The sequence below is a fragment of the Halorubrum sp. T3 genome (assembly GCF_000296615.1).
Classification (GTDB): Archaea; Halobacteriota; Halobacteria; order Halobacteriales; family Haloferacaceae; genus Halorubrum; species Halorubrum ruber.
On the sequence record NZ_JH815329.1, the window covers coordinates 1,086,875 to 1,113,071 of the forward strand.

General features: G+C 69.3%; 27 protein-coding genes. 15 read left to right on the forward strand and 12 right to left on the reverse strand.

Annotated features, from left to right (window positions below):
* Positions 1–57: 57 nt before the first annotated feature.
* Together B378_RS15835 and B378_RS0107590 are read right to left on the reverse strand one after the other, a co-directional pair.
* Positions 58–651, reverse strand: coding sequence for a hypothetical protein (locus B378_RS15835; protein ID WP_017343211.1), 594 nt, complete (start codon positions 649–651; stop codon positions 58–60).
* 72 nt (positions 652–723) lie between these two features.
* Complete coding sequence (locus tag B378_RS0107590; protein ID WP_017343212.1) at positions 724–1,110, reverse strand: hypothetical protein; 387 nt, start codon at positions 1,108–1,110, stop codon at positions 724–726.
* 71 nt (positions 1,111–1,181) lie between these two features.
* Here B378_RS0107590 and B378_RS0107595 point away from each other — a divergent pair, with 71 nt between their 5' ends.
* Entirely contained in the window at positions 1,182–1,418 is a 237-nt protein-coding gene (locus tag B378_RS0107595; protein WP_004595847.1) for a hypothetical protein, read from the forward strand.
* 39 nt (positions 1,419–1,457) lie between these two features.
* Here B378_RS0107595 and B378_RS0107600 read toward each other — a convergent pair whose 3' ends face one another.
* Together B378_RS0107600 and B378_RS0107605 are read right to left on the reverse strand one after the other, a co-directional pair.
* Positions 1,458–2,642 (reverse strand): MFS transporter, encoded by a 1,185-nt coding sequence (locus B378_RS0107600; protein ID WP_017343213.1) that lies wholly within the window; start codon positions 2,640–2,642, stop codon positions 1,458–1,460.
* Positions 2,643–2,726: 84 nt separating this feature from the next.
* Positions 2,727–3,902 carry a Xaa-Pro peptidase family protein gene (locus B378_RS0107605; RefSeq protein ID WP_017343214.1) on the reverse strand — a complete coding sequence of 392 codons (1,176 nt, stop codon included), beginning with the start codon at positions 3,900–3,902 and terminating at the stop codon, positions 2,727–2,729.
* Positions 3,903–4,015: 113 nt separating this feature from the next.
* Here B378_RS0107605 and B378_RS0107610 point away from each other — a divergent pair, with 113 nt between their 5' ends.
* From B378_RS0107610 to B378_RS0107625, 4 genes are all read left to right on the forward strand, one after another.
* Entirely contained in the window at positions 4,016–4,672 is a 657-nt protein-coding gene (locus B378_RS0107610; RefSeq protein WP_017343215.1) for a hypothetical protein, read from the forward strand.
* Between the two features lie 270 nt (positions 4,673–4,942).
* On the forward strand, positions 4,943–5,920 hold the full coding sequence (locus B378_RS0107615) for a transcription initiation factor IIB family protein (protein ID WP_017343216.1): 978 nt from the start codon (positions 4,943–4,945) through the stop codon (positions 5,918–5,920).
* 187 nt (positions 5,921–6,107) lie between these two features.
* Complete coding sequence (locus tag B378_RS0107620; RefSeq protein WP_017343217.1) at positions 6,108–6,581, forward strand: NUDIX hydrolase; 474 nt, start codon at positions 6,108–6,110, stop codon at positions 6,579–6,581.
* Positions 6,582–6,661: 80 nt separating this feature from the next.
* On the forward strand, positions 6,662–8,926 hold the full coding sequence (locus tag B378_RS0107625) for a hypothetical protein (RefSeq protein WP_017343218.1): 2,265 nt from the start codon (positions 6,662–6,664) through the stop codon (positions 8,924–8,926).
* 82 nt (positions 8,927–9,008) lie between these two features.
* On the opposite strand, the gene B378_RS0107630 is transcribed toward B378_RS0107625, so the two are convergent.
* Positions 9,009–9,314, reverse strand: coding sequence for a hypothetical protein (locus B378_RS0107630; protein ID WP_004595838.1), 306 nt, complete (start codon positions 9,312–9,314; stop codon positions 9,009–9,011).
* Between the two features lie 295 nt (positions 9,315–9,609).
* On the opposite strand from B378_RS0107630, the gene B378_RS0107635 reads away from it, so the two are divergent.
* Positions 9,610–10,965 carry an adenylosuccinate synthase gene (locus B378_RS0107635; protein ID WP_017343219.1) on the forward strand — a complete coding sequence of 452 codons (1,356 nt, stop codon included), beginning with the start codon at positions 9,610–9,612 and terminating at the stop codon, positions 10,963–10,965.
* A gap of 85 nt (positions 10,966–11,050) precedes the next feature.
* A complete protein-coding gene (locus B378_RS0107640; RefSeq protein WP_017343220.1) occupies positions 11,051–11,866 on the forward strand; it encodes a hypothetical protein in 816 nt (271 codons plus the stop codon).
* 28 nt (positions 11,867–11,894) lie between these two features.
* Here the strand turns inward: B378_RS0107640 and B378_RS0107645 are convergent, their stop codons facing one another.
* Complete coding sequence (locus B378_RS0107645; RefSeq protein ID WP_017343221.1) at positions 11,895–12,758, reverse strand: aldo/keto reductase; 864 nt, start codon at positions 12,756–12,758, stop codon at positions 11,895–11,897.
* A 144-nt stretch (positions 12,759–12,902) separates the two neighbouring features.
* Here B378_RS0107645 and B378_RS0107650 point away from each other — a divergent pair, with 144 nt between their 5' ends.
* The 5 genes from B378_RS0107650 to B378_RS0107670 all read left to right on the forward strand — a co-directional run bounded on the left by B378_RS0107650 (position 12,903) and on the right by B378_RS0107670 (position 16,903).
* Entirely contained in the window at positions 12,903–13,391 is a 489-nt protein-coding gene (locus B378_RS0107650; protein WP_004595834.1) for an Lrp/AsnC family transcriptional regulator, read from the forward strand.
* A complete protein-coding gene (locus B378_RS0107655; protein WP_017343222.1) occupies positions 13,388–14,527 on the forward strand; it encodes a pyridoxal phosphate-dependent aminotransferase in 1,140 nt (379 codons plus the stop codon). Before B378_RS0107650 ends, B378_RS0107655 begins: the two co-directional genes overlap by 4 nt.
* Positions 14,528–14,546: 19 nt before the next feature.
* Positions 14,547–14,894 (forward strand): hypothetical protein, encoded by a 348-nt coding sequence (locus tag B378_RS0107660; RefSeq protein ID WP_017343223.1) that lies wholly within the window; start codon positions 14,547–14,549, stop codon positions 14,892–14,894.
* Positions 14,895–14,963: 69 nt separating this feature from the next.
* Complete coding sequence (locus B378_RS0107665; RefSeq protein WP_017343224.1) at positions 14,964–16,118, forward strand: acyl-CoA dehydrogenase family protein; 1,155 nt, start codon at positions 14,964–14,966, stop codon at positions 16,116–16,118.
* A gap of 77 nt (positions 16,119–16,195) precedes the next feature.
* Positions 16,196–16,903 carry a sensor histidine kinase KdpD gene (locus B378_RS0107670; RefSeq protein ID WP_017343225.1) on the forward strand — a complete coding sequence of 236 codons (708 nt, stop codon included), beginning with the start codon at positions 16,196–16,198 and terminating at the stop codon, positions 16,901–16,903.
* Between the two features lie 659 nt (positions 16,904–17,562).
* On the opposite strand, the gene msrB is transcribed toward B378_RS0107670, so the two are convergent.
* The gene (gene msrB / locus B378_RS0107675) at positions 17,563–17,970 is read right to left on the reverse strand and encodes a peptide-methionine (R)-S-oxide reductase MsrB (protein ID WP_004595829.1); all 408 of its coding nucleotides are present in this window, start codon (positions 17,968–17,970) and stop codon (positions 17,563–17,565) included.
* Between the two features lie 77 nt (positions 17,971–18,047).
* Between msrB and B378_RS0107680 the strand changes: the two genes are divergently transcribed.
* On the forward strand, positions 18,048–18,284 hold the full coding sequence (locus B378_RS0107680; protein WP_017343226.1) for a CDGSH iron-sulfur domain-containing protein: 237 nt from the start codon (positions 18,048–18,050) through the stop codon (positions 18,282–18,284).
* Positions 18,285–18,302: 18 nt separating this feature from the next.
* Here B378_RS0107680 and B378_RS17060 read toward each other — a convergent pair whose 3' ends face one another.
* On the reverse strand, positions 18,303–19,388 hold the full coding sequence (locus B378_RS17060; protein ID WP_017343227.1) for a DNA topoisomerase IV subunit A: 1,086 nt from the start codon (positions 19,386–19,388) through the stop codon (positions 18,303–18,305).
* Complete coding sequence (locus B378_RS0107690) at positions 19,389–21,851, reverse strand: DNA topoisomerase VI subunit B (RefSeq protein WP_017343228.1); 2,463 nt, start codon at positions 21,849–21,851, stop codon at positions 19,389–19,391.
* 252 nt (positions 21,852–22,103) lie between these two features.
* Between B378_RS0107690 and B378_RS0107695 the strand changes: the two genes are divergently transcribed.
* Together B378_RS0107695 and B378_RS0107700 are read left to right on the forward strand one after the other, a co-directional pair.
* Complete coding sequence (locus B378_RS0107695; RefSeq protein WP_017343229.1) at positions 22,104–23,192, forward strand: hypothetical protein; 1,089 nt, start codon at positions 22,104–22,106, stop codon at positions 23,190–23,192.
* Between the two features lie 93 nt (positions 23,193–23,285).
* On the forward strand, positions 23,286–24,245 hold the full coding sequence (locus B378_RS0107700; RefSeq protein WP_017343230.1) for an oxidoreductase: 960 nt from the start codon (positions 23,286–23,288) through the stop codon (positions 24,243–24,245).
* A gap of 25 nt (positions 24,246–24,270) precedes the next feature.
* Here the strand turns inward: B378_RS0107700 and B378_RS0107705 are convergent, their stop codons facing one another.
* The 3 genes from B378_RS0107705 to B378_RS0107715 all read right to left on the reverse strand — a co-directional run bounded on the left by B378_RS0107705 (position 24,271) and on the right by B378_RS0107715 (position 26,031).
* Positions 24,271–24,810: a hypothetical protein gene (locus B378_RS0107705; protein ID WP_017343231.1), complete on the reverse strand. Its 540-nt coding sequence runs from the start codon at positions 24,808–24,810 to the stop codon at positions 24,271–24,273.
* Positions 24,811–24,927: 117 nt separating this feature from the next.
* Positions 24,928–25,122: a cold-shock protein gene (locus B378_RS0107710; RefSeq protein ID WP_004045866.1), complete on the reverse strand. Its 195-nt coding sequence runs from the start codon at positions 25,120–25,122 to the stop codon at positions 24,928–24,930.
* A 138-nt stretch (positions 25,123–25,260) separates the two neighbouring features.
* The gene (locus B378_RS0107715; RefSeq protein ID WP_044965535.1) at positions 25,261–26,031 is read right to left on the reverse strand and encodes an MOSC domain-containing protein; all 771 of its coding nucleotides are present in this window, start codon (positions 26,029–26,031) and stop codon (positions 25,261–25,263) included.
* Positions 26,032–26,197 lie beyond the last annotated feature (166 nt).

Here is a 26,197-nt window from a genome sequence, read left to right on the forward strand (position 1 = left end):
GGTCACTATTTAAATGGTGTGTCGGTCGAGCCGCTCGGCGCGCTCGCTCCGCCCCTTTTACACCGGGTTCGCCCCGATTCCCACGTCCTCGTCGACCGCCGTCTCCGCGTCGCCCATCCCCAAGTACGCCTCCTCCAGCTCCGCCAGCCGGTCGTTCACCGCCTCGCTCTGGTTGTGCGTCGGGGCCGCGCGAACCCGGACGAGGTCGTACTCGTGTCGGTCGGCGAGCCCGTTCCACGCCCGGAACGCGCCGACGGTCAGGGTGTGCGTCTGCGGGCAGAACGCCGTCGTCGGCGTGAACTCCGCGCGGAGGACGCGGTCGATTCCGTCGGCCGCGTCGCCGTCGACTTCGCTCCCGTCGACCGCGTCAGCGGCGTCGCCGCGCTCGACGGCGTAGCGGAACCCGGCGTCCCCGTGGCGCGTGTCGAGGTTCAGCCGCGCGAGGTTGTAGTCGAACGTCATGTCGTACACCCCCCGCTCCTCGAAGCAGTCGCGGGTGAGGCGGTGGAACGCGAGGTGGTCCGCCCCCGTGAGGACGTCGTGGCCGTCGAGGAACGCTCCCGGGCGCGGGAGGTCGTCCGCGACGAACTCGTCGTAGCCGTCGAACAGGTCGTCGCCGTCGGATCCGAATGGAGACGGGAAACCGGGCATGTGCGTACGGTGACCGCCCGCCGGGGTACTCCTGACCCCGCAGATGTTCGGGCCGTCGCCGGCGTGCGGTCCTCAGCCGTTCTCGCCGTCCCGCGAGCGCAGCTCCGTCGCCCGCGCGTGGACGCTGTCGACGGCGTCGCGAGCGGCCGACTCATCGATTCCGAACGCGTGCGCGGCGTACGTCACCGAGAACCGGACCGCGAGGTAGGTGATCCGGACCTCCTCGTCGGCGCGAGCGATCGTCGGCGGGACGCCCCGCCTGCCGGTTTCTTTCTCGTCGAAGCCGCCGGTGATCGCGTACAGGTCGGCGTACAGCCTCGCCGCCGCCGGAATCTCGAACGACGCGATCCGTCCGTCGGGGCCCTCGAAGTGGTACGCGTCGGGGCGGTTCCGCGCCTCGCGGACGATCCGACGGCCGCCGTCGTACGTCTCGATCACCGTTTCGTTCTCGTCGGTCACTGGTACCAGCCGCTCCGGACACGTCCCCCATCGAGGAAACAATTTAAAAGCGTTCGGCCGGAACGGAGGGTATGCCCACTTTCGAGCTGAACCTCTCGGACGACGTGTACGCGGAGTTTCAGCAGCTGGCAGACGAGGAGTTCGTCTCCGAGGAGCAGGCCGCGGAGGACCTCATCGCGTCCGGAATCGAGGCGTACAACGTGAGCGTCGTCGACGACGAGCCCCGCGACGAGATGCTCGACGGCGCGGAGAACAACATGTTCGACACCGCGGAGGACCCGGGCAGCATCGAAGACGACCGGCTCTGAGCCGCCGCGCGCTCCGCTCATTCTCGAGTCAACCTCGGCTCAGTACCCCAGCCCCAGCAGCCGGTTCGCCGACAGCGTCGCCAGCCCGAGCGCCATCACGCAGGCGAGCAGCCCGAACGCGACGGGCCACCCCGCGGCGTCGGAGACGGCGCCGACGACGACGCTGCCGGAGGCGCCCGTCACCATGTACGCGGTCCGAACGAGCCCGAAGCCGGCGCCGCGCTCGGCGTCGGACAGCAGGTCCATGAACCGCGACTGGACCGGCGCGCCCCACGACATCGCGAGGCCGACGAGGCCGACGCCCGGTATCACGGCGGGGAGGCCCAAGTCGAGGGCCGCGGCCGCGACGAGAGTCCCGTAGCCGACGACGCCGGCGCCCATCGTCACCATCGCGGTGGCGTCGCGGCCGATCCGGTCGGACACCGACCCGGTCACCGGCTGCGTGCCGCCGTGGACGAGGAAGTACACCGAGAACAGCAGCGCGGAGAGCGCGCTCGACAGGCCGGTCCCGACCTCTAAGAACGTCGGGAGAAAGGAGGCGGTCGCCTGCCACGTGAACGCGCCCATCGTCGCCAGCGCGGTCGTGTAGAGGATTTCCCGCCGCGAGAGCAGTTCGGCGAGCGGTCCGAGCGCGAACCGCTCGCCCATCGGCTGGTCGGGACGGAGGGGATCGGTCGGCCGGACCCGCCACGCGAACAGGACGAAGACGGGGACCGCGACGGCGGCGCCGAGGAGGACGCCGGCGCGCCAGCCGTACCGCGACCCGACGAGCGCGGCGGCGGGCGGCGCGGCGAGCCCCGCGAGCGGGCCGCCGGCGACGTGAACGCCGATTGCGCGGCCGGTGTCGTCGAACTGCCGCGTGAGGAACGTCGTCGCGACCGAGTAGTGGAGGCCGGCACCAACGCCGAGCGCGGCCGCGAACAGCCCGAACGCGAGCATCGACGGCGACGCGGCGAGCAGCACCGACGCGACGGCGGTCGCGCCGACCGCGGCGAGGATGACGCGGCGCTCGCCGTACCGGTCGCCGAGGATCCCGGAGGGGAACTGCGTCAGCGCGTAGGTGAGCCACATTCCGCTGAGCGCGAGCCCGACGGTGCCATTGGTCACGTCGAACCGCGTCGTGATCTCCGGGACGAGCGGGCTGACGACGAGCCGCGCCACCATCGTGCCGGTGAACGCGAGCGTACAGAGCGCGAGCGCCGTGTGTTCGTACCGCCAGTTCACGGTCGCCGTTCCCGGTACGGGTCAAAGCGGCTTCCGATCGCGGTCAGACAGGCCGGGGGTTGCCCGGTCAGATCCAATAGGGACTCACTCCGCCGCGAACCGGATCGGGTAGTCGGTGAGGTTCTCGTAGCCGTCCTCGGTGACGACGACGAGGTCCTCGATGCGGACGCCGCCGATATCCGGGTCGTAGAGCCCGGGCTCGACCGTGATCACGTGTCCGGGCTCTAACTCTTCGCCCCCGCTCGCGAGCCGCGGCGACTCGTGGACGTCGAGGCCGATCCCGTGACCGGTCGAGTGGATGAACCCGGTCTCGGTGTCGGGGTCGGTCCGGAAGGTTGGCTCGCCCGCCTCCTCGTACACCTCGCAGGCGGCGGCGTGGACCTCCTCGCCGGTCGCGCCCGGCTCGACGGCGTCGAGCGCGGCGTTCAGCGCGCGCTCGGTGAGGTCGTACCACTCGCGAAGCGTCTTGCTCGGCTCGCCGACGCAGAACGTCCGCGTCATGTCGGCGTTGTACTTCGTCGCCTTCGAGCGCGGGAAGATGTCGACGATGATCGCCTCGTTCGCGCGGAGCGGGCCCGAGCCGCGGTCGTGGGGGTCCGCGGCCTGCGCGCCGCCGGCGACGATCGTCTCGTCGAGCGCGCAGCCGTGACGCAGCAGCGTCACCTCGATCTCCTCGGTCACGCGCTCGCTGGTGAGCGGCTCGCCGTCACGGAGCAAGACTCCCGTCTCCGCCTCGTCGCTCTCTCCCGCCACGTCGGCGCCGGCGATCAGCTCCTCGGCGGCCCGCATCGCGGCCTCGTTGGCCTCTTGCGCCTCGCGGATCGCGTCGATCTCCTCGTCGGTCTTCACCGCGCGGACCGCTTGGAGCCGGTCGTCGGCGTCGACGGCGACATCGATCCCCCGCTCGCGGAGGGCGTCGGCGGTGCCGACCGGGCCGCGCGGCGGCATCGAGACGGAGTCGACGCCCTTGTCGCGGAGGAACGCGGCGTACATGTCGTTGCGCTCCTCGCGGCCGCCGTACTCGTAGTCGTAGTCGGCGTGGCGCTCCACCGTGTCGGCCGCGGCCTCGCTCGTCGCGCGGCCGTACTCTAACCCGCTGACGAGGAGGTGGACCTCGCCGTCGGCGTACAGCGTGAGGAACGGGTCGGGCCCGGTGAACCCGGAGAGGTACAGCTGGTTTGCGTCCTCCTGCGAGGCGTCGAGCAGGTAGCCGTCCGTATCGAGGTCGACGAGGCGGTCGTCGAGCCGCGTTCGGTTCATACCTCACCCTGCTCGGGCGACGGTCAAAGCGGTTGTCCTCGCGGAACCGGTCTGAGACCTCCGTCGATCCGTGAGAAAGCATATGCCGCTCGCTCGGGAACGGCCGGTCCGAGATGTCGACGGGAGAGCGAACCACGCTGGGCTCGCTCGTGTCGCTCCCGCCCGGGTGGCTCCGCGTCGCCGTCGCCTGCGGGAGCGGTGCGGCCCTCGCCGGGCTGGCGACGACGTGGATCGGGCTCGCGGTCGCCGGCGTGTCGCCGGGAGACTCGGAGATCGCCCGGTGGATGGTCGGCGGACCGATCCTCGGGGTCGAGGGAGCGATCTGGTTCCTCTTCGACGCGCACTGGATCCGGATACGGACGGGTCCGGGGCTGTCGAACCTCGTAATCTTCGGGCATCCGCTGATACAGTCGGACGCCGCGCTGTGGCCGCTCCGTCTAGTGCCTCTTACCTTCGGTCTCGGCGTCGCGACCGCCGTCCGGTACCTCGGTATCGACGACCTGCTCGCCGGCGCCGCGACCGGGGTGGGCGCGACGCTGGGGTACCTCCCGGCGATGCTCGCGCTGTGGTGGGTCTCCCGGGTGCCGCTCACGCGCCACGCGGCCGATGGGAGGGTGCCGATCTCCGACGCGGACGGGATCCCGACATCGGAGGCGGCCGGCGTCACGGCCGGTCCCGACCTCGCCGCGGCCCTCGCGCTGGTGACCGGACTGGGCGTGATCGGCGGCTACCTCGCGGGCGCGGTCGCGGCCGCCGCGACCGGGAACTGACCGACGGGCTGGTCGCCCTGAGCGCCGTCCGCCGCTCGCGAAACGCCTATATACCATATCCCGCCGGGCGGCCGTCAGTTTCGCTCTCGCTTCGGTCCCGATCACCGCGTCTCAAATACCGAATTGTACAGGGTTGTACACGGTGTTTTCGGCCGTGTCTCTCGGGCGCCAACCACGCAAACATTTAAGTATTTGGCTCACTTACCCGAAGGTGAGGAAAACACCGAGATCCGTCTCTCGGTTCCGCTGTTCCCTCCACGCACAACACCAATGAGCGAGAACCTTCGAACGTACACGACAGAGACCGTCGACGACGAGAACGAGAGCGAGTCGGAGACCGAAGACGAGGAGCTGCGGTGCCCCGAGTGCGGCGGCCAGCTCGCGACGGACACGGAGCACGGCGAGACCGTCTGCGTCGACTGCGGGCTCGTCGTCGAGGAGGACGAGATCGACCGCGGGCCGGAGTGGCGCGCGTTCGACTCCAAGGAGAAGGACAACAAGTCCCGGGTCGGGGCCCCGACGACGAACATGATGCACGACAAGGGGCTCTCGACGAACATCGGCTGGCAGGACAAAGACGCCTACGGCAAGTCGCTGTCCAGCCGCCAGCGGGAGAAGATGCAGCGGCTGCGGACGTGGAACGAGCGGTTCCGCACCCGCGACTCCAAGGAGCGCAACCTCAAGCAGGCGCTCGGCGAGATCGACCGGATGGCCTCCGCGCTCGGCCTCCCGGACAACGTCCGCGAGACGGCCTCGGTCATCTACCGCCGCGCACTCGACGAGGACCTCCTCCCCGGCCGCTCCATCGAGGGCGTCTCCACGGCCTCGCTGTACGCCGCCGCGCGGCAGGCGGGCACGCCGCGCAGCCTCGACGAGATCGCGGGCGTCTCCCGGGTCGAGAAGGACGAGATCGCGAGGACGTACCGCTACGTCGTCCGCGAGCTCAAGCTGGAGATCCAGCCCGCCGACCCCGAGAGCTACGTGCCCCGGTTCGCCTCCGACCTCGGCCTCTCCGACGAGGCCGAGCGCCGCGCCCGCAGCCTGCTCGACACGGCGAAAGAGCAGGGGATCCACTCCGGCAAGTCGCCGGTCGGGCTCGCCGCCGCCGCCGTCTACGCCGCCTCGCTGCTCGTCAACGAGAAGGTGACCCAGAGCGAGGTCAGCGAGGTCGCGAACATCAGCGAGGTCACCATCCGGAACCGGTACCACGAACTCCTCGAGGCCGAGGACTCGGTCGCGCTGAACTGACGGGTCGCTCCGCGCCCGGTCGTCGTACCGTTCGAGTTCCCTCCGTTTTCAGTCGCCGCATTCGCCCGCGCAGTAGTCGACGTCGTCGCCGATACGGTAGTACCCTGACAGCGACCGCTCCGCGTCACCGCGTCGCGGCGTCCGCCCGAGCCGAAACCGCGAAGGCGGCGCGTCGCCACCCGGAGGTATGGAGACGACTCGCCACTTCACGGCGACGACGTACATCGTCAACGACGGGGCGACCGCGCTTCACGACCACGAGCGCCTCGGAATCAAGCTCCCCCCAGGCGGCCACGTCGACCGCGACGAGCTCCCGCACGAGGCCGCGCGCCGCGAGGTTCGCGAGGAGACGGGGTTGACCCCGGATCTCGTCGCGACGGAGTCACAGATCACGGGCCCGAACACCCGCGGGCTCCCGGAGCCGGCGCACCTCATGCTCCACGACATCAACGTCCACGAGGACGGGTCAGTGGGCCACCAGCACGTCGACCACCTCTACTACGCCCGCGTCGACTCCCGGGAGATCGCCCCGAACGGCGACGACGAGGTCGACCCGGCGCGCTGGCGCTGGTACACCTCGGAGGAACTGGCGGCGAGCGACCTCCCGGAGGATGTCGTCGACCTCGGTCGAGAGGCGATCGACGCCGTCGGAGGGGGCTGAACGAGGGGCGTCGCGGCGTCAGACGGCCGTCTCACGCTCCGGAAGGTATTTGGGTCGGTGTTGGCGACGTAAACGCAAGGATGGACGCACAGCGACGGGAAGCGATCACCGAGTGGGACGACCGCTCGTTCTCCGACGGGTTCGCGGGGCTCCGCCGGATCGTCGACGACGGGTTCTCCGGCGCGGCGACCGACGGGACCGGGTGGATCTTCCTCGTCGACGGGCGCGTTATCGGCGTCGTCGACGCGACGCTCGACGCCTTCGCCGACGCCGCCGGGACCGTCTACCGGGCCCCGGACGAGGCGCTCCCCGTGCTCTTCGCGATGCAGGAGCTGGGCGGCGAGCCGCGGGCGAAGTACTACACCAAGGACACGCCCCTGCGAGAGGCGGACCAGAAGCTCTCACAGGGGGGGTTCACCGGCTACATCGAGCTGTCGGAGAACGTCCTCTCCGGCGACTACTACGTCGCCTACACGGGCGGCGAGTCGATGGCGGCCGCGTACGTCGGCAATGCGAGGCGGCTAGAAACGGGCGACGACGCGTTCGACCTCGCCGCCGACGAGGTCGGCATCTACACGGTGTACGAGGTCGACCTCGACGTCCGCCCGCTCCCGGACGGCGACGACGCGAAAGATGCGGACGACGCGAGCGCCGCGACCGACCCGACCGAGACCGCCGGTTCCGACGGCGCGAGCGACGCGGACGAAGAGCCGACCGACGAGCCGTCGGACACCGAGAGCGACGCCGAGCCGGAGACGGCAGGAGACGACGGCCCCGCGAGCGCGGTCGGTCCCGCCGCGAGCGCCGCCCGAGACGGCGACTCGACCGCCGCGAGCCGAAGCGACGAGTCGGCGGGCGTCGACGCGGAGGCGGCCGCGGACGACCGCGACAAGGCTGTTTCGAGCGGCGAGGCCGGCGGGTCCGGCGGGTCGGCGCCCGACGAGGTCCGGATCGGCGACGCCGAGACGGCCGAGCGAGACGCAGACGGCTCGCCCGGTGCCGACCGCGCGCGCCGATCACCGTCAGATCCCGAGGGAGCGACCGCTTCGGAATCCGACGCCAGGGACTCGCCCGACCCGGACGCCGCCGACGCGCCGGACTCCGAGAACGTCTTCTCGGAGGAGGCCGAGTGGCGGGAACAGAAGTCGATCCCGGCGCTCGACCCCTCCGAGGCGGGCGGGGAACCGCAGCGTCCCGACGAGCGCCGCGCAGCCGCTTCGCAGCGCTCCCGCTCGGGCGAGGACCGCGGCCGCGCGGAGCGAAGTGGGTCGAACGCGAACGGCGGGTCGCCGTCGCCGCGCTCCACCGAGACGGCGTCGGGGCCGTCGGCGGTGTCGAAACGCGAGGGGCGCGACGGGCGCGGCGGGCAGGGCGACGCCGACCCCGAACGGCTGCGGAAGCTCGAGGCGGCCTTGGAGGAGACGGAGACCGAGCGGCAGTCGCTCGCGGACGAACGCGACCGCCTGGCGGCCGAACGCGAGGAGGTCGAGTCGGAGCGCGACGAGCTGGCCGACGAGGTCGACCGGCTCGAGTCCGAGGTCGACGAGCTCAAAGAGGAGCGCGACCGGCTCCGCAGCGAGCTCTCGAACGCCAAGGAGCGGCTTCCGGACGCGGAGCGGACGCTCACGCCCGCGGAGGCACGCAACGGGACGAACCTGTTCATCAGGTACGACTCGAAGGAGGGCGCGACGCTGGCGGACGCCCACGAGGGGAGCGTCGACCGCGAGGCGCTCCGCGAGAACCTCCGGGTCGAACACCACACGAGCTTCGAGACGGAGGGCCTCGCGGTGGACGGCCGGCCGTTCGCGGAGTTCTTAGAGGACACCATCGAGTACGGCTTCACCCGCTGGCTCGTCGAGGATCTCCCGTTCGAGGTCCGCGGCACCGGCAACGAGGGGACGCTGCGTGACCTCTACGACGCGCTCCCGGAGATCGATCGCGCCGAGATCGGCGGGACGGTGTCGATCGAGCTCCGCGAGGGCGGCGAGGAGGTCCGCGAGCAGCGGTCGTTCGACCTCGTGTTGCGCGACCGGATGGGCCACCCGCTGTTCGTCGCCGACCTGAACGACAGCAGGGACCCGACGCCGGAGGGGACCTTGGAGTCGCTCGTCGAGAACGGGCGCGACATCGCCGGATCGAACGAGACGTTCGCCGGGGCGTTCGCGGTGACGGAGAGCTTCTTCGAGCCGGGCGCCTTAGAGACCGCGAGCGACGCGGTCGGCGGCGGCCTGTTCAGCCGATCGAAGCGGGCGAGCTTCGTGAAGCTCTCGCGCAAGCAGGGGTACCACCTGTGCCTCGTCGAGGCCAGAGACGGCGGGTTCCACATGACGGTCCCCGACCTGTAGCCGTCACGGGACCCTATCGGAGGCGGCTACCGGGAGAGCAGAAACGCGGCAGATGCGTCGGCGGGCGAAATCGAAAGCGCGGTCAGTTCTCGAGCTCCGCGGCGTCGTCGATCCGCATGGAGCCGAGCTTCTCGACGGTCTCGTCGAGCTTCTCGTCGAGTTCGTCGACGAACTCGTGGGTGCGCTCGGTGGTGATCGCGCCCTGGCTGGACGGCTCGATGAGGTTCTCCTCTTCGAGGACGCGAAGCGAGTAGCGGACCTTATGGTGCGGGTAGCCCGTCTCGTTCGACATCTTCACGATGCCGATCGGCTCGTTCTCGATGACCATCCGCAGGACTTGGAGGTGACGTTCCAGCATGTCTACCTCCTTCTCTAATCGATCTATCATGGCACATGTTAACTCGTCATGCCCCCGTTTAAAAGTTGCTGTCGGCGGCCGGGGAGGCCTCGTCAGATCGCAGGCTTTGACGTGGGAGTAGTTAACGTGTTCGATCGCGGCACGGCAGACGGTGAGCGTACGCACGGAAGAGCGCGCGACGGTACGGCCTCCCGGAGAGACGCCGAGAGAATACACGAACGAGCGTATTCACTGTGCCCGGCGTATTTTTTGATCCACATCTGTGCCTGTCTCGCGGTCGCAGACCGTAATCGGTTTTACCCCCCGACGGGAATCGGCAGGTCGTATGACACTCACCATCGTCGGCTCCCAGCTCGGCGACGAGGGCAAGGGCGCCCTCGTCGACCGGTGGGGAGGGGACGCGGACGTCGTAGTCCGTTATCAGGGCGGCGACAACGCCGGCCACACCGTCGTCGAAGGCGGCGCGGAGTACAAGCTCTCCTTGGTTCCCAGCGGCGCGGTCCGGGGGACCGTCGGGATCTTGGGCAACGGCTGCGTCGTCAACCCGCGCACGCTGTTCACCGAGATAGACGACCTGCGCGAGCGCGGGCTCGACCCCGACGTGCGCGTCGCCCGCCGGGCGCACGTCATCATGCCGTACCACCGCGTGCTCGACGGGATCGAAGAGGAAGTCAAGGCCGACGACGACGCCGGCGACGAGGTCGGCACCACGGGGCGCGGGATCGGCCCGACCTACGAGGACAAGGCCGGCCGCCGCGGGATCCGGGTCGCGGACCTGCTCGACCCCGACGCGCTCCGCGAGAAGCTCGAATACGCGGTCCCGCAGAAGCGCGCGCTCGTCGAGGACGTGTACGGGCTCGACATCGACGATGTCGACGACCGCGCCGAGGCGTTCGATGTCGACGCGCTTCACGAGGAGTTCGCCGCGATCGGCGAGCGCCTCGCCGACGAGGGGATGACCGTCAACTGCTCCGACTACCTCCACCGCCGCCACGAGGCCGGCGACGCGATCGTCTTCGAGGGCGCGCAGGGGACCCACATCGACGTCGACCACGGGAACTACCCGTTCGTCACCTCGTCGAATCCGACCGCCGGCGGCGCGGCCGTCGGATCGGGGCTCGGCGTCACGAAGGTCGGCGACGGCGAGGTCGTCGGCATCGTGAAGGCGTACCTCTCGCGCGTCGGCGAGGGGCCGCTCCCGACCGAACTCGACGGCGACGCCGACGAGGAGGCGCTCGCCGACGAGATCCGCGAGAAGGGCGGTGAGTTCGGGACCGTCACCGGTCGCCCGCGCCGGATCGGCTGGCTCGACCTCCCGATGCTCCGGCACTCGGCGCGCGTCTCCGGCTTCACCGGCGTCGCGGTCAACCACGTCGACGTGCTCGCCGGGCTCGACGAGCTGAAGGTGTGTACGGCCTACGAGCTCGATGGAGAGACGCTCGACACCGTCCCCACCACCACCGACCGGTGGGAGCGCTGTGAGCCGATCTACGAGACGCTCGACACGTGGGAAGCGTTCGATTCCGCGGCGGTCGCCGAGGCCGGCTACGACGCGCTCCCGGAGGCGGCCCGCGAGTACCTGGAGTTCGTCGCCGACGAGATCGACACCCCGGTGTACGCCGTCGGCGTCGGTCCTGACCGCGAGGAGACGGTCGAGCTGACGAATCCGTTCGACGAGTAACGTCGCCGCCGCGGGGCAAATCCGGCACAGCGTGCGGGTATCGCGGACGGCCGACGCTTTTGAGGGTCGAGCGCGAACCGCCGACATGGCCCGGCCCTCCAACGGTCCCTCAGACGGCACGCAGTCCGCTCCGGAACCGATCGTCGTACGCACGTTCGCACACCTCTCGCGGCTGCTCCCGCTCGCGCTCGTGCCGCTCGTCACGACGCTTTTGAACGCGAGCGACCTGCTGGCGGCGTCGCGGACGGATGGGATCTCGGTCCGGGCGTCGTTCCCGGTCTACCGGTACGACCTCTGGAGCTTCGTGGAGTCGCCGACCGGGGACGGGCTCTCGGTCGCCCTCCCGTTCGGCACCGTGGAGTCGGTCGTGCTCTTCGTCCCGCTGCTCGGCGCCTACGTCGTCGTCTCGGGCGCGCTGAGTGCGGGCTACTTCGGCGCAATCGCCGAGGGGATCACGACCGGACAGTTTGACTTCGTCGCGGGCGTCCGGCGATTCGGCGTCCGGATGATACTCCTCGAGGCGATCGTCGTGGTCGCGGTGGCCGCCCTCTTCCTGCCGCTGCTCGTCGTTCCGCCGCTGTTCGTCGCCGCGATCCTCGCGGCGCTCGTGCTCGCTTACCTGTACTTCCCGACGGTGTACGTCCTCGCCTTGGAGGACCGCGGGATCGAGTCGGCGGTTCGTCGGGCCCGCGAGCTCACCGCTCGCCACCGGCCGCTCGGGTTCTTCCTATTCGTCGCCGTCGTCACGGCGGTCTGTTCCGTCCCGCTGGGCCTCCTGACACATGCGGGGCCTGCCGGCGCCCTGCTCGCGGCGGTCGTCGCCGCGCCGCTGGGGCTCGCGTTCAACGTCGCGACCGCGCTGAAGGTCGCCGAGATGGCCGACGTGGAGACGGTCGAGTGAGCGCTCGACGGGGTGAGCCGCTCGACGCTTACTGCGGGTCGACGGCGTTCAGCGCGGCGCGGTCCTCGTCGGTGAGCGACAGGTCCGCGGCCGCGAGGTTGGATTCGAGGTGGTCGACGCTCGACGTGCCCGGGATCGGGAGCGTCACGTCGGAGTGGTCGAGCAGCCACGCGAGCGAGACCTGCTGGGGCGTCGCGTCTCGTCGCTCGGCGACCTCGTCGAGCACCTCGCCGGCGTCCTCGTCGTCGACCGCGTACATCGGACCCCACGGGATGAACCCCACACCTTTCTCCTCGCAGGCGGCCAGCACGTCCTCGTCGTCGCGGTGGCCGACGTTGTAGCGGTTCTGGACCGTCGCGATGTCGACGATGTCGGTCGCCGTCTCCAGCTGCTCAACGGTGACGTTCGAGAGGCCGACGTGGGCGACCTGCCCGGCGTCTTTCATCTCCGCGAACGCGTGGACGGAGTCCTCGAAGTCGGTGTCCGGGTCTGGGCGGTGGTACTGGTAGAGGTCGATCGTGTCGGTCCCGAGTCGGTCGAGGCTACACAGCACCTGATTCTTCAGGAAGTCGGGGTCGCCGTGGGGGAGCCAGTCGCCCTCGCGGTTGCGGAGCAGCCCCGCCTTCGAGGCGACGACCACGTCGTCGGGGTCGCCGAGCGCCTCGCCGATCAGCCGCTCCGAAACGCCCGGCCCGTAGGAGTCCGCGGTGTCGACGAAGTCGACGCCGAGGTCGACGGCGCGCCGGAGCACGTCCTCCGCGTCCGCCTCGTCCTCGGGGCGACCGATGATCTCCTCGCCGGTGATCCGCATCGCGCCGAAGCCGAGGCGGTTGACGGTCAGGTCGCCGCCGATGTCGAACGTCTCGCTCCCGCTGGTGGTGTTCGAAGCCATGGGAGACTGATCTCGCGCCACGCGGAAAGCCGTGGGGATGCCGGAAGAGCGGCGTGGGCTCCGGGCGGTCCCCTCGCGGTCGACCCGGCTCGCCCGTGTTGCGTCCGTCGCTACTCATAAACCGCCCCCGCGTGATTTAGGGGCATGGACGCCGAGCGCGAGGTACTCGACGTGTTGGCGCGGAACGCCCGCGAGGACATCGATGACATCGCGGCCCAGACGGGCCTCGACGCGGCGGCGGTAGCGGACGCGATCGACGCGCTGGAGGCGAAAAGCGTGGTTCACGGCTACCAGGCCGTCGTCGACTGGGACCGCGTCGACGAGGGGAAGATCCGCGCGGTCGTCGAGATCAACGTCGAGCTCGACCGCGAGACCGGCTACGAGCAGGTCGCGGACCGGATCGCGAAGTTCCCCGCGGTCGACGCCTTACACCTCGTCTCCGGCGACTACGACTTCGCCGTCGAGGTGCTCGGCGAGAACATGCAGGACGTCTCCGAGTTCATCTCCGAGCAGGTCGCGCCCATGCCGGAGGTCACCCAGACGGTGACCCACTACATCATGGAGACGTACAAGGACGGCGGGATCCGGTTCGAGGACGGCGACGACGACGACCGCCTCTCCGTGTCGCCATGAGACTGTCGGACCGCGCGCGCACCCTCCCCGAGTCCGGGATCCGGAAGTTCTTCGAGCTCGCGGAGGCGCGCGACGACGTCATCTCGCTCGGGGTCGGTGAACCGGACTTCTCGGCGCCGTGGGCCGCGCGGACCGCCGCGATCGACTCGCTCGAACGCGGAAAGACTTCCTACACGTCGAACCGCGGGATGGCCGCGCTCCGCGAACGGATCGCCGACCACCACGAGCGCTACGACCAGTCGTACGACCCGGAGTCGGAGATACTGGTCACCACCGGCGCGAGCGAGGCGGTCGACCTCGCCTTCCGGGCCTTGGTCGACCCCGGCGACACCGTCGCGGTCCACGAGCCGACGTACATCTCCTACGGGCCGGGGATCGAGCTGGCGGGCGGCGAGCAGCTGACGGTCCCCACGCGCGCCGAGGACGACTTCGCGCTCACGCGGGAGTCGCTGGAGGCGGCCGGCGCCGCCGAGGCCGACCTCCTCGTGCTCTGTTACCCGAACAACCCGACAGGCGCGACGATGACCGACGAAGAGCTGGCCGAGGTCGCGGCGTTCTGCCGGGACGAGGACCTCCGGGTGGTCGCCGACGAGATCTACGCCGCGCTCACCTACGGCGCCGACCACGCCTCGATCGCGACGCAGCCGGGGATGCGCGAGCGCACCGTCGTCGTCAACGGCTTCTCGAAGGCGTACGCGATGACGGGGCTCCGGCTGGGCTACGCGCTGGGCCCGGCCGACGCCATCGACGCGATGAACCGGATCCACCAGTACACGATGCTGTCGGCGCCGACGACGCCGCAGTACGCCGCCATCGAGGCCTTAGACCGCTGCGACGACGAGGTGACGGAGATGGTCGACGAGTATAACCGCCGGCGGCGGTTGGTCGTCTCCCGGTTCAACGAGATGGGCCTCGACACGTTCGAGCCGGGCGGCGCGTTCTACGCGTTCCCGGAGTGCGGCGGCGACGACGAGGCGTTCGCCGAGGAGCTGCTGGAGGCGGAGGGGGTCGCAGTCGTCCCGGGGTCCGTCTTCGGCGAGGGCGGCGAGGGGCACCTCCGCGTCTCGTACGCGACCTCGATGCGCGAGCTGAAGGAGGCGACCGACCGGATCGCGTCGTTCGTCGAGGGTCGATGACCGAGTCCGTCGAAGACCGATGATCGACAGGATCTGGCACGGGTGGACGATGCCGGCAGACGCGGACGAGTACGAGCGACTCCTCCGCGAGGAGATCCTCCCCTCGTTCGCCAACGCGGACAACGAGGGGTATCGCGGCGCCCGACTGCTCCGCCGGGAGTCCGACGCCGACGGCGACGACGAGGAGGTCGAGTTCGTCACGATACTGCGGTTTGACTCGATCGAGTCGGTGAGGGAGTTCGCGGGCGAAGAGTACCGGGAGGCGCACGTCCCGGACGCCGCCCGCGAGGTCCTGAAGCGGTACGACGACCGCGCGCGCCACTACGAGGTGCGCGAGGAACGGGAGTACCCGGCAGACGACTCGTAAACGAACAACTCCTCGCGAATTGTCGAGCGTTCGCCAACGATTATCACGCTCGTTCCTGATCGTCCGCGTATGGAGTTCCAGCTAACGGACGAACAGAAGCAGCTGCGCGAGGAGGTCCGGAAGTTCGCGGACGAGGAGATCCGGCCGGTCGCGACGGAGTACGACGTCGACGAGGAGTACCCCCACGAGGTGATGGACAAGGCCGCCGACATGGGGCTGCTCGCGCCGCACGTCCCGGTCGAGTACGGGGGGATCGGCTACTCCTCGCTGGAGAACGCGATCCTCACCGAGGAGCTGTTCGCGGCCGACCCCGGGATCGGGCTCTGTATCTCCAGCGCCGGCTTCGGGGCGGAGGCGCTGATGGAGTTCGGCACCGAGGAACAGAAGGAGCGCGTCCTCCCCGAGGTGACCGCCGGCGACGCGGTGATGGGCTCGGCCATCTCGGAGCCGCAGGCGGGGTCGGACGTGACCTCGGTCGCGACGCGCGCCGAGAAGGACGGCGACGAGTGGGTGATCAACGGCTCGAAGATGTGGATCACGAACGGCACCGTCGCCGACTACTTCGTCGTCGTCTGCGAGACGGACCCGGAGATCGACGACCGCTACTCCGGCTACTCGCAGATCCTCGTCGAGGCCGACCGCGACGGGCTCACCCGCGACAAGATCACCGGGAAACTCGGCATCCGCGCGAGCGACACCGCCGAGCTACGCTTCGACGACGTGCGGGTGCCCGAGGAGAACCTCATCGGGCAGCGCGGGATGGGGTTCCTCCAGCTCATGCAGTTCTTCGACGAGACCCGCACCGCGGTCGCGGCGCAGGGCGTCGGCATCGCCCGCGGCGCCGCCGAGCGCGCGCTGGAGTACGCCGAGGAGCGCGAGCAGTTCGACCGCCCGATCAGCGACTTCCAGGCGATCAAACACAAGCTCGCGGAGATGCACACGAACACGGAGGCCGCCCGCTGGCTCACCTACCGCTCGGCGTGGGCGGTCGACAACGAGTCGGGCGACCTGACCGCGCTCGCGTCGATGGCCAAGGAGTTCGCCTCGCGGACCGCGGTCGAGGTCGCCGACGAGGCGGTTCAGGTCCACGGCGGCGCCGGCTTCGTCAACGACCACGACGTCGAGCGGCTCTACCGCGACGCGAAGATCACCCAGATCTACGAGGGGACCACGGAGATCCAGAAGAACATCGTGGCCCGCGAGCTGCTCGACGAGGGGATGTGAGGCGGCGCCCCGTGCGGTCGTGAATCCCCGGACTCGGAACCGGCACGTAAATGTCGCAGGCAGACGTTAGACGGGCCATGAGCGAGGCCGAGGTGGACCCGGAGGAGCGGCTCAAGCGCCAGCGCGACGACCTCCGGCTGTTGAACCAGGTGATGCGCCACGACATCCGCAACGACCTCCAGCTCGTCGGCGCGTACGCAGAGCTGCTCGACGACCACGTCGACGAGGAGGGGGAGAAGTACCTGGACGTGATCAAGCGCAACACCCAGAGCGCGGTGTCGCTCACCACGACGGTCCGAGACCTCGCGGAGGTGATGCTCCGGGAGGACGCCGAGCCGAGCCGCGTCTCGCTCGACAGGGTCCTCTCACAGCAGGTGGAGGAGGTCCGCTCCGGCTACTCGGAGGCGGTCTTCACCGTCGAGGGGTCGTACCCCGAGGCGGAGGTCGTCGGCGACGAGATGCTGAGCTCGGTGTTCCGGAACCTCCTGCGAAACGCGGTCCAGCACAACGACGAGACCCCGCCGACGGTGACGGTGTCGGCGACCGTCGAGGAGGCCGAGGGGGTCGCGGAGGTGCGGATCGCCGACAACGGCCCCGGGATACCGGAAGAGCAGCGGGACGATATATTCGGCAAGGGTGAGAAGGGCCTCGACAGCCCGGGCGCGGGGATCGGGCTTTACCTCGTCCGGTCGCTCGTCGAGATCTACGGCGGCGACGTGTGGGTCGAGGACAACGAGCCGAAGGGAGCCGTGTTCGTCGTCCAACTGCCGCTCTGTGAAGGGTGACACTCAGCAGACGCGACATCGATTACTTATAAAGAACCATGCGGTGGCGCGTGCCTGCGAGGCCGCCACGCGGCCGAGCAGCACGCGCGAGGGAGTCGGCCGGCCGGAGCGAAGCGAAGGCCGGCCGACGAGGCTGGGGAGGTGTGAGGTGCCGTGCGGGGTGGGACTCAAAGGGGCAGTCACGAGGCGGGCGCAGGCGACGTAAGCACCGCAACGAGGGAGCGAACGAAGTGAGTGACCGAGTGAGGAGCGCAGCGAGCGTGCGCCCGCCTCGCGACTGGGGCTTTGGAGATTTTCGACCCCGATCTGTGATTAGTCATTTATAGGCGAGCGGCAGGGGCTTTGGGAGTGGTCCAAGCGTAAGCATCGACGTATGGCCGAGCGACTGGGGCTTTGGCGGTACTCGCTACCGATCCGCTGTCAGCCATTTATTAGCGAGCGACTAGGACTTTGGCAGCGGTCACCGCCGATCGACTGACGGCTATTTATAAGCGAGCGGCTGGGTTCGTAGAAAGGTTCTCCGCGTCACCCTTCGATAATAAATAGTCGATAGTAGTAGTCGATTTTGCTTATAAATAGCCGACCATGAATCTACGCCAAAGTACCGTTTCAGGCGGTTGGACTATATAAACAGATCTCCAACGGAACCCCGAACTCCCTTATTCGTCGTACTCCATCGCGACCGAGTTGATACAGAAGCGCTTGCCCGTCGGCTCGGGGCCGTCGTCGAACACGTGGCCGAGGTGGGAGTCGCAGTTCGCACACCGGACCTCGGTGCGGCGCATCCCGTGGCTGGTGTCCACCGTCGTGGTCACGGACTCCTCCTCGGCGGCGTAGAAGGCGGGCCAGCCGCAGCCGGATTCGTACTTCGTCTCGGCCTCGAAGAGGACGGTGCCGCAGGCCCGACAGCGGTACTCGCCGTCATCGGGGTGGTGGTCGACGTACTCGCCCGAGAACTTCGCCTCCGTGCCGCTCTCGCGGAGCACGCGATACTCCTCCTCGGAGAGCCGCTCGCGCCACTCCTCGTCGGTCAGCTCGCTCGGGTCGCGCTCGTCGGTCTCGCTCATACCGTTGATACGTCCCCCACGGGCAAGGGGGTTGCGGCGGTCACAAACCGTATTCGGGTGGGGGTCGAACCGCGCCCATGACGCGCGAAGTCACGCACGAGGAGCGAGGCCCCGCTGTGCTCGACGACGACGACAAGGGCGACGACGGCCTCATCTACGTCTGTCAGTGCGGCCTGTCGGACACGAAGCCGCTCTGTGACGGGTCACACAACGCGACGACCGACGAGGAAGACGGCGTCGTTTATAAATACGCGAACGACGACGCCGACGGCGAGCGTCGCGAGGTCGACGAGATCGTCTACGCTGACAAGTAGCCGCGTCTCGCCCGCCCCTTAGAGCACGCCCATCTCGTTCAGCCGCTCGGGGAGGTAGGTGTCGGTGACGAAGTCGAGCCCGCGGCTCGCGAGCGACTGCTGCTCGGACTTCTTGCCGATGTCGAGCTGGAGCTCGATCTGCTCTTCCCAGTAGTCGGTCTGGAAGCGCGGGTCCTCTAACTCCGATTCCAGGGCGTTAACGTCCGAGTCCGAGAGCGGGTCGGAGGGAAGGTCGTACTCGACGATGTCCTCCGGCTGGATGCCGATGAACCGCGCCTCCGGCGTCGCGAGGTACTTTGAGAGGTGCGCGGACTTGATCGAGCCGTACGCCACGGAGCCGTAGATGCGGTAGGACCACGGGTCGCCGTCGGTGAACACCACCACGGGGAGGTCGAGCTCGTCGCGGAAGCGCTTCGTCAGCCGCCGCGTGGCGCGAGCGGGCTGGCCGCCGAGGTGGACGACGAGGGCGTCGTGCGCTTCGTCGAAGCCGTTCTCGACGAGCCGGTCGCGCATCCCGCCGGTCTCGACGCAGAGGACGAACTCGGCGTCGTTGTCGAGGAACTCGATCGTGTCCGGGTTGTTGGGGATCTGGTAGCCCCCCTGGCCGACGTCAAGCTGGCAGTGGATCTCACGGTCGCCGCGGTTGGTCTGCTCGCGGATCTCCAGCGGCCCCATCACCTTCGCGCCCGACTCCTCCGGGCGCATGTGGAAGTCCTCGCGGGTGACGCCCGTGACGATCTCGAGGTCCTCGACGAGGTCGTTCGACTCGTCTTGGCTCTTGAACTGCGCCTCGTCGTTGTCCCACGACTCCGAGAGGTAGTACAGCTCACGCAGCGTGGAGGAGCGGTCGTCGTCGAGCTGGTCTGCGAGGAACTCGATCGTGTAGGCGGCCTTCAGCAGCTTGCGCGCGCCCCGCACCGAGTTGGCGCTGCGCGTCGAGGTGCGGTCGCCGTAGGTCCACACCCCGCTCTCCTCGTCGTACTCGATGTTGCTCTTCGTCCGCGTCGGCAGCGTCATCTCCGGGATCTTCCCGGCCGCGAACTGGTCGTAGAAGTCCGCCGCTAAGTCTATCAGCTCGTCTCGTGCGTCGCTTTCGGTCGTCATTTAATCGTTCACCGTGAGTTTCTCGGTCTCCACGCCGCCGACGCTGACCTCGAACTCGGGGTCGCCGTCGACCGCGTACGTCAGTTCCCGCTCGTCGCCCGAGGGCACCTCGGGCTTCCACTGGACGAACCACTCGCCGTCCATGTCCACCACCGTCCCGTCGGAGAGGTCCGTCGGCTCCGTCGAGACGATGTCCGTGATGTCCAGCTCCTCGTTCACGTCCGAGTGGTTCTCGACGACGAGCGTCACGGAGCCGTCGCTCACCTCGCGCTCGACGCTGACGTTGTTCATGATCCGCGCCAAGGCGCCGTCGATGTCGGGCCGCGACCGGCCCGTGACCTCCGAGACCTTGTCCGCCATCTCGGGGAGGATGCGGCCGAGCACGTCCTGCTTCTCCCGGCGCTGCTGCATCGAGCGCCGCTTGTTGAGGAACGACTTCAGCTCGCGGGCGGCCTCCCGCACCGCGAGCTCGATCTCGTCTTCGATCTCGGGGACGTTCGCAAGCGCGTCCTTCGACTCGCTCGTGAACGGGACGTTAGTGGACGCGACGTGGATCGATATCACCGCCGGCCCGTTCGGCATCCCCGAGCCGCCGGGCTGGTCGAGCCCGTAGTTGCGCCAGCCGATCCCCTTGATCACGTCCGTCGTCGCGCAGGCGCCGCGCTGGTAGACGAGCGGGACGCGGTTCGCGAACCGCAGCAGCTCCACCGAGCCGTCCGCCGGAATCTCGCCGCCGTAGGCGATGCCGGCCTCGACGATGAACGGGTCGCCGCCGTGGACGTCGGCGTCGCGGGTCGCGGCCGCGTAGAAGTCGGCGTCGTACTCCTTCCGGAGCCCGGCCTCGACAAGCTCCGCCGTGATCGGCGCGAGGCAGTCGGTCGGCGGCGCGAGGATGTCCGTCGTCCGCATCGCGTCGAGCAGGTCGGCGGCGGCGTCGCGGCTCCCCGCGATCGCCTTCACCTTCGGCGGGTCGTCCGGCACCGTCACCGCCCGCGACCAGAACGCCTCGACGACGTTCTCGCGGGCGGTCTCGCCGAACGTCGCGTCGCGCTGCTCGGCGACGAACGAGGCCGCGTCCGCGACGAGCCGTTCGAGGTCGTCGCGCGTGATCCGGAACGCGTCGCCGTCGAGGTTCTCGAACCGCCGCGCGAGCGCCTCGGCCACCGCCTGAACCGCCTCGTCGTCCTTCCGCGTCGACGTCGCCTCGTCGACGAGGGCGTAGGCGTCGGGGACGAGCGGCGACTCTTCGGCGTCGTCGGCTCCCTCACCGCCTTCGCCAGAATCGGCGGCCTCGTCTTCCCCGCCGATCCCTGTGACCGCCCGCCACGCGGCGTCGACCGCGTTCTCGCGGACGGTGCCGCCGAACGTCTTCCCGGTGTCGCCCTCGACGGTCTCCGCGACGTTGTCGACGATCTCCGAGAGCTGGGACCGAGTGACTCGGTCGTGGTTCCCCACCGCCTCGGCGACGCCGTCCGCGAAGGTCGACGTCGCCTCAGCGCCCTTGTTCGCGACCGCGTCCGCGACCGCGCTCTCGACGTCCCGGTCGTCGTGGGCGCGCGGCGGCGACCACGCGAGCTCGCGGCCGTAGTACACGTCCCGGAAGTTGTCGATGACCGAGTCGGCGGTCTTCTTGCCGACCCGCGTGAACTCCTCCTGTAAGAAACCGGAGACGGAGTACGACTCCGTCGCCTCCAGCATCTTGATCAGCGCGCCGAGCTCGACGCCGTGCGGGTGCGGGCGGATCTCCTCCGTCTCCGCCGGCAGCTCGTCGGTCGCGCGCTCGAACTTCAGCGGCTCGTCGAGCCCCGGCTCGCGCAGCTCCAGCCGCGCGTGGGGGTTGACGACCGCGGTGTGTTTCACGTAGTCGTGGAGCTGCTGGCGGGCGCGCATGTTCGCCTCCATCTCCAGCTCGATCCGGGTGCCGTGGGGCCGGTCCCACGTCGTCTCCTCGTCGGCCTGGATCTCCGGCTCGTTCGTGTCCGTGTCGATGATCAGCTCGAAGTACTGCGCCCGCGACTGTCCCTTCGGGCGAGAGGTGATCTTCGCCGGCTGCCCGGAGGTCAGCTGGGAGTACAGTACAGCCGCTGAAATCCCGATCCCCTGCTGGCCGCGGGACTGCTCGCGGGCGTGGAAGCGGCTCCCGTACAGGAGCTTCCCGAACACCTTCGGAAGCTGTTCCTTCGTGATACCGGGCCCGTTGTCCTCGATGACGAGCCGGTAGTAGTCGCCCACCTCCTCGATCTCGATGTAGATGTCGGGGAGGTACCCGGCCTCCTCGGTCGCGTCGAGGGCGTTGTCGACCGCCTCCTTGACGGCGGTGACGAGCCCGCGGGCGCCCGAGTCGAACCCGAGCATGTGTTTGTTCTTCTCGAAGAACTCGGCGATGGAGATCTCGCGCTGGCCCTCGGCCAGCTCCTCCGCGATCCCCTCCTCGTCGCCGATCGTCGACTGGAAGGACGTCATTCGGTACCCGTTCCTACCTCCGAGGCACCTAAAAACGCACCGGCGGCGCGGTGAAAGTGGATCTCGGCGTCAGACGCCGTCTCGTCCGTGTGCGAGTCGCTCTCGCGGACGGGGTTCGGGCCGCGTGCGGACCGCTCGCGTCGGCCGAAGTCTCGCCGCTTCGCGCGTCGTTACATTGAAATAATTTAAATTTATTTGTGTGGCACGGTGACGTGTCACTTAGTGACGACCGTGCCGGGAGGGAGCACACAGATGACAGACGACGACGCGACGGGAGAGGCGAACCGAGCGCGAAGCACGACTCGACGGCGGGCGGCGAGCCGACGGTCGCTGCTCCGGGGCGCGGTCGCGACCGGCGCCGCCTTGGTCTGGGGGGCGGGGGCCGTCGCGGGCGAGCCGAGACGAGGGCGAGGAAACGGTCAGGGAGGGGCTCCCGGTGGCGGGTCTCCCGGTGGCGGGTTCCCGCCGAAGGGGATCACGACCTACGGACGGAGCGTCGACCTCGGGAACGGCTCGGTCAGGACGTTCACGACGGCGACGCCGTCGGGCGAGCCGAAGTACCACGGCGCGGAGTTCGAGCGGGCGGCGCTGGAGGGGTTACCGAGCGCCGACGCGCTCGCGGCGGCCGACAACCGGGCCGAGACGGACAAGTACCGCGTCGGCGGGCAGGCGACGGAGGTTCACTTCAAGCAGTCGCTCCAGTTCTTCGTCCCGTTCCCGGACGCGGCGGCGACCCCGTTCACGTTCCTGGGGCTCAACTGGAACCCCGGCGGCCACTTCGGCGGGGCGGGCGCGTGGCTGAAGCCGCACTTCGACGTCCACTTCCACATGCTCGACCCGGCGAGGGTCGATGCCGTCGAGGGACCGCGGCTCCCGCCGTACGACACCGGGAACGACGAGTACACGCCCGGCGGCCCGAGTCCGGACCCCGGCGGGAAGGTGACGGAGACGAACTTCGATTACGACCAGCTTCCCGAGGGGTACGCGCGCTCGCCCGAACCGGTCGCCGACCAGCGCTACATCACGGACATGGGCGAGCACACGGCCCCCGCGGACGCGCCGGAACTGCCCGACGCGCCGGGCGAGCCGGGGAATCCGGAGGCCTTCGACAACACCCTCATCCAGGGGTTCGTGGGCGACACCGACGGGTCGCGGCTGGCGTTCGTCGAGCCGATGCTCACGCGGGAGTTCCTCCGGGACGCCAACGGCACCGAGACGTACGAGGTCCCGCAGCCGCAGGCGTACCCGCACGACCGGCAGCACCCGACCGAGTACGGGGTCCGCGACGTTCCGCCGAAGGACGCGGTCACCGTGGTGCTCGGCGGGTTCGAGCAGGTCTGATCCGACGGCTTCGGCCTCGCTCCGAGACCGATTTTTCGGATCACCGGTTCGGCCGCCGACAGGTTTCTCCCCCTGACGCTCCTTCCGTACCTCATGGCAGACTGGACGACCGACGAGATGCCGCGATTGGACGGGAAGACGGTCGTCGTCACGGGCGCGAACAGCGGGCTCGGCTTCGAGGGGACCCGCGCGTTCGCGGCCCGGGGCGCGACCGTCGTGATGGCGTGTCGGAGCGTCGACCGCGCCGAGGACGCGGCCGACGAGATCCGGGCGGACGCGGGCGGCGAGGTCGACGGCGAGCTCGACGTCCGCGGGTGCGACCTCGCCTCGCTCGACTCGGTGGCGTCGTTCGCCGACGGCCTCGCCGCCGACTACGACGCGGTCGACGTCCTCTGTAACAACGCCGGGGTGATGGCGATCCCGCGGAGCGAGACCGAGGACGGCTTCGAGACGCAGTTCGGCGTCAACCACCTCGGCCACTTCGCGCTCACGGGCCGGCTGTTCGACCTCCTCGACGCGGCGGAGGGGATCGGCGGCGACGCGCGCGTCGTCACGCAGTCGTCGGGCGCCCACGAGCAGGGCGAGATGGACTTCTCCGACCTCAACTGGGAGCGGTCGTACGGCAAGTGGAAGGCGTACGGGCGCAGCAAGCTCGCGAACCTGCTGTTCGCCTACGAGCTTCAGCGGCGGCTCGACGCGGCGAGCGGCGAGACCGACGAGACCGGGATCCGCAGCGTCGCCTGTCACCCGGGCTACACCGACACGAACCTCCAGATGCGGACCGCGGCCGAGAGCGGCAACCCCCTCATGAAGGTCGCGATGAGGGCCGCGAACGCGGTACTTGGACAGGACCCCGAAATCGGCGTCGAGCCGATGCTGTTCGCGGCGACGACCGACGTCGACGGCGGCGCCTACGTCGAGCCCGGCGGCCTCATGAACATGCGCGGGCACCCGACCGTCGGCCGGTCGAACGACGCCTCATACGACCGCGGAGACGCTCGGAAGCTCTGGGAGTACTCGACCGAGGCGACCGGCGTCGAGTACCCGGTATAAGCTGTCTCCGTACGGGACCGCGGCGTCAGTGGAGCGTCCCCTCTCGGACGTGCGCGTCGTGCGCGAACAGCGCGTATCCCACGTCGACCGCGCGGGAGCCGGTCTCGTCGGCGATCTCGCGGATCGGTTCGATCATCGTTACGTAGTCCGCGGCGTCGAAACTCTCCTTGCGGCCGTCGAGGTAGCCGAGCCGCTCTAAGGACGCCCAGACGCGCGTGTCGACGACGGCATGGCGGTCGCCGTCGAGCGCGGCCAGCACGCACGACGCGGTCGGCGCCTTGAACCCCGAGAGCCCGCAAATCAGGTGGATCGCGGAGAAGTCGCCGTCGACGGCGCGGGCGTTGCGCGTCACCTCCCGACACCGGTCTTCGGGGTTCTTCTCGACGTGGTAGGCGCTCCGCGTGGACGACTCGTAGGCGATCTCGTACAACTGCTCCCGGGTCAGGTGCCCCTGCGACCGGTACGTCTCGCCGAACTCGTCGAGCCGCTCGGGGAGCACCCCCTGCGTCTCGGCGTAGCGGTCGAGGTTCTCGGCGACGAACGAATCTAGGTCGTCGGCGTTCATGTGGGCCCGTTACCGACTCGCCGACAAAACGGCGGCGCCGCCGCTCGCGGTGATAATATACGCGGAACGCGTTTCGAGAGCTGTCCGAGTTCGCCGGTAGCGGATGCCGCGACCGAGCTACAGCCGAGTGAGGTTCGTCGCGCGCGGACCCTTGTCCGCCTCCTCGATCTCGAACTCTACCTCCTGTCCCTCCTCGAGGTCCGGGCCGCCGACGTCTTCCATGTGGAAGAACACGTCCTCGTCAGCGTCGTCAGTCTCGATGAATCCGTAGCCGCCGGTGTCGTTGAAGAAGTCAACCTTGCCTGTCGCCATCGCATCCTAACTGTCTCCCGACGAGGTGATAAGTGTTGTGTGCCGCGCTGAATCGCCGCCGCCTGCGCTCTCTCGGGCGTATTCGGCGCTCAGACGGATTTTCTCGACGTGCGACAGCCCGCGACGCCGCTCCCTGCCTCACTCGCGGACCGTGACCTCGTCGCCGACGCGGAGCGTCTCGCCGCGGTCGCGCTCGGGTATCCGCGCGATGGTCATCACGGTGTAGTAGTGGTCGAACGCGTCCTCGTCGGCCCACTCGGGGAACGTCTCTTCCCGCCGCCGAACGAACCGCTCGCGGAACTCCGGCGTCGGCTCGCCGGTGTCGGGGTCGCGCTCGGGGACGACGCACCGACCGCAGGGCGTCACGCCCTCGATGCGGACGCCGCCCACCTCGAACGCCGGCGCCCCGTCGCCGACGAACCGGTCCTCCCAGAACGCCGGGACGCCAGACACCTCGACGTTCGCGCGGAGGCGGCGGCGCGCCCCCTCGACGGTCATCCCGTCGAACCACGAGGCGACCGCCTCCAACGTCGCCGTGCTGACGACGGAGGGGCCCATCTCCCGGCGGTCAACGAACCCGAGGGACTCGTCGCGCCGGAGCCGTAGGTCCGCGTCGAAGAAGTCGCCGAACCACTCGGCTGCGCGGGCGGGATCCTCGTCGAGGTCGAACCGCCGGACGCTCCCGTCGGGCGTCTCGACCCGGAGCGTGCCCGAATCGGCGTCGAAGCCGGTCGAGAGGTCGTGAACCCGGTCGGTCCGCTTCCCGTTGACGACGTCGCCGTCGGCGTCGAACAGCGCGAACTCGCGGTCGCGCTCCAGCGTCCCGCTGTCGAGGACCCGGGCGCCGTCGACGTCGACCCCGTCTAACCCCTTCACCGGATACACCCTGAGTCGCTCCAAACGGGCCATGTCGTGGGTACGAGGCGCCGCTTCCTATAGTCTTTCTTCGGCGCGTTCCGGTGAGTTGGGCCGAGGGTTGGACCGCGGACGGAGACGGGGCGGTCCGACCGATTTCGCGCCCGTCATTTTCTGCCGGAGGGCTCTGACCCGCGATCGCTTTTGATCCGAAGATACT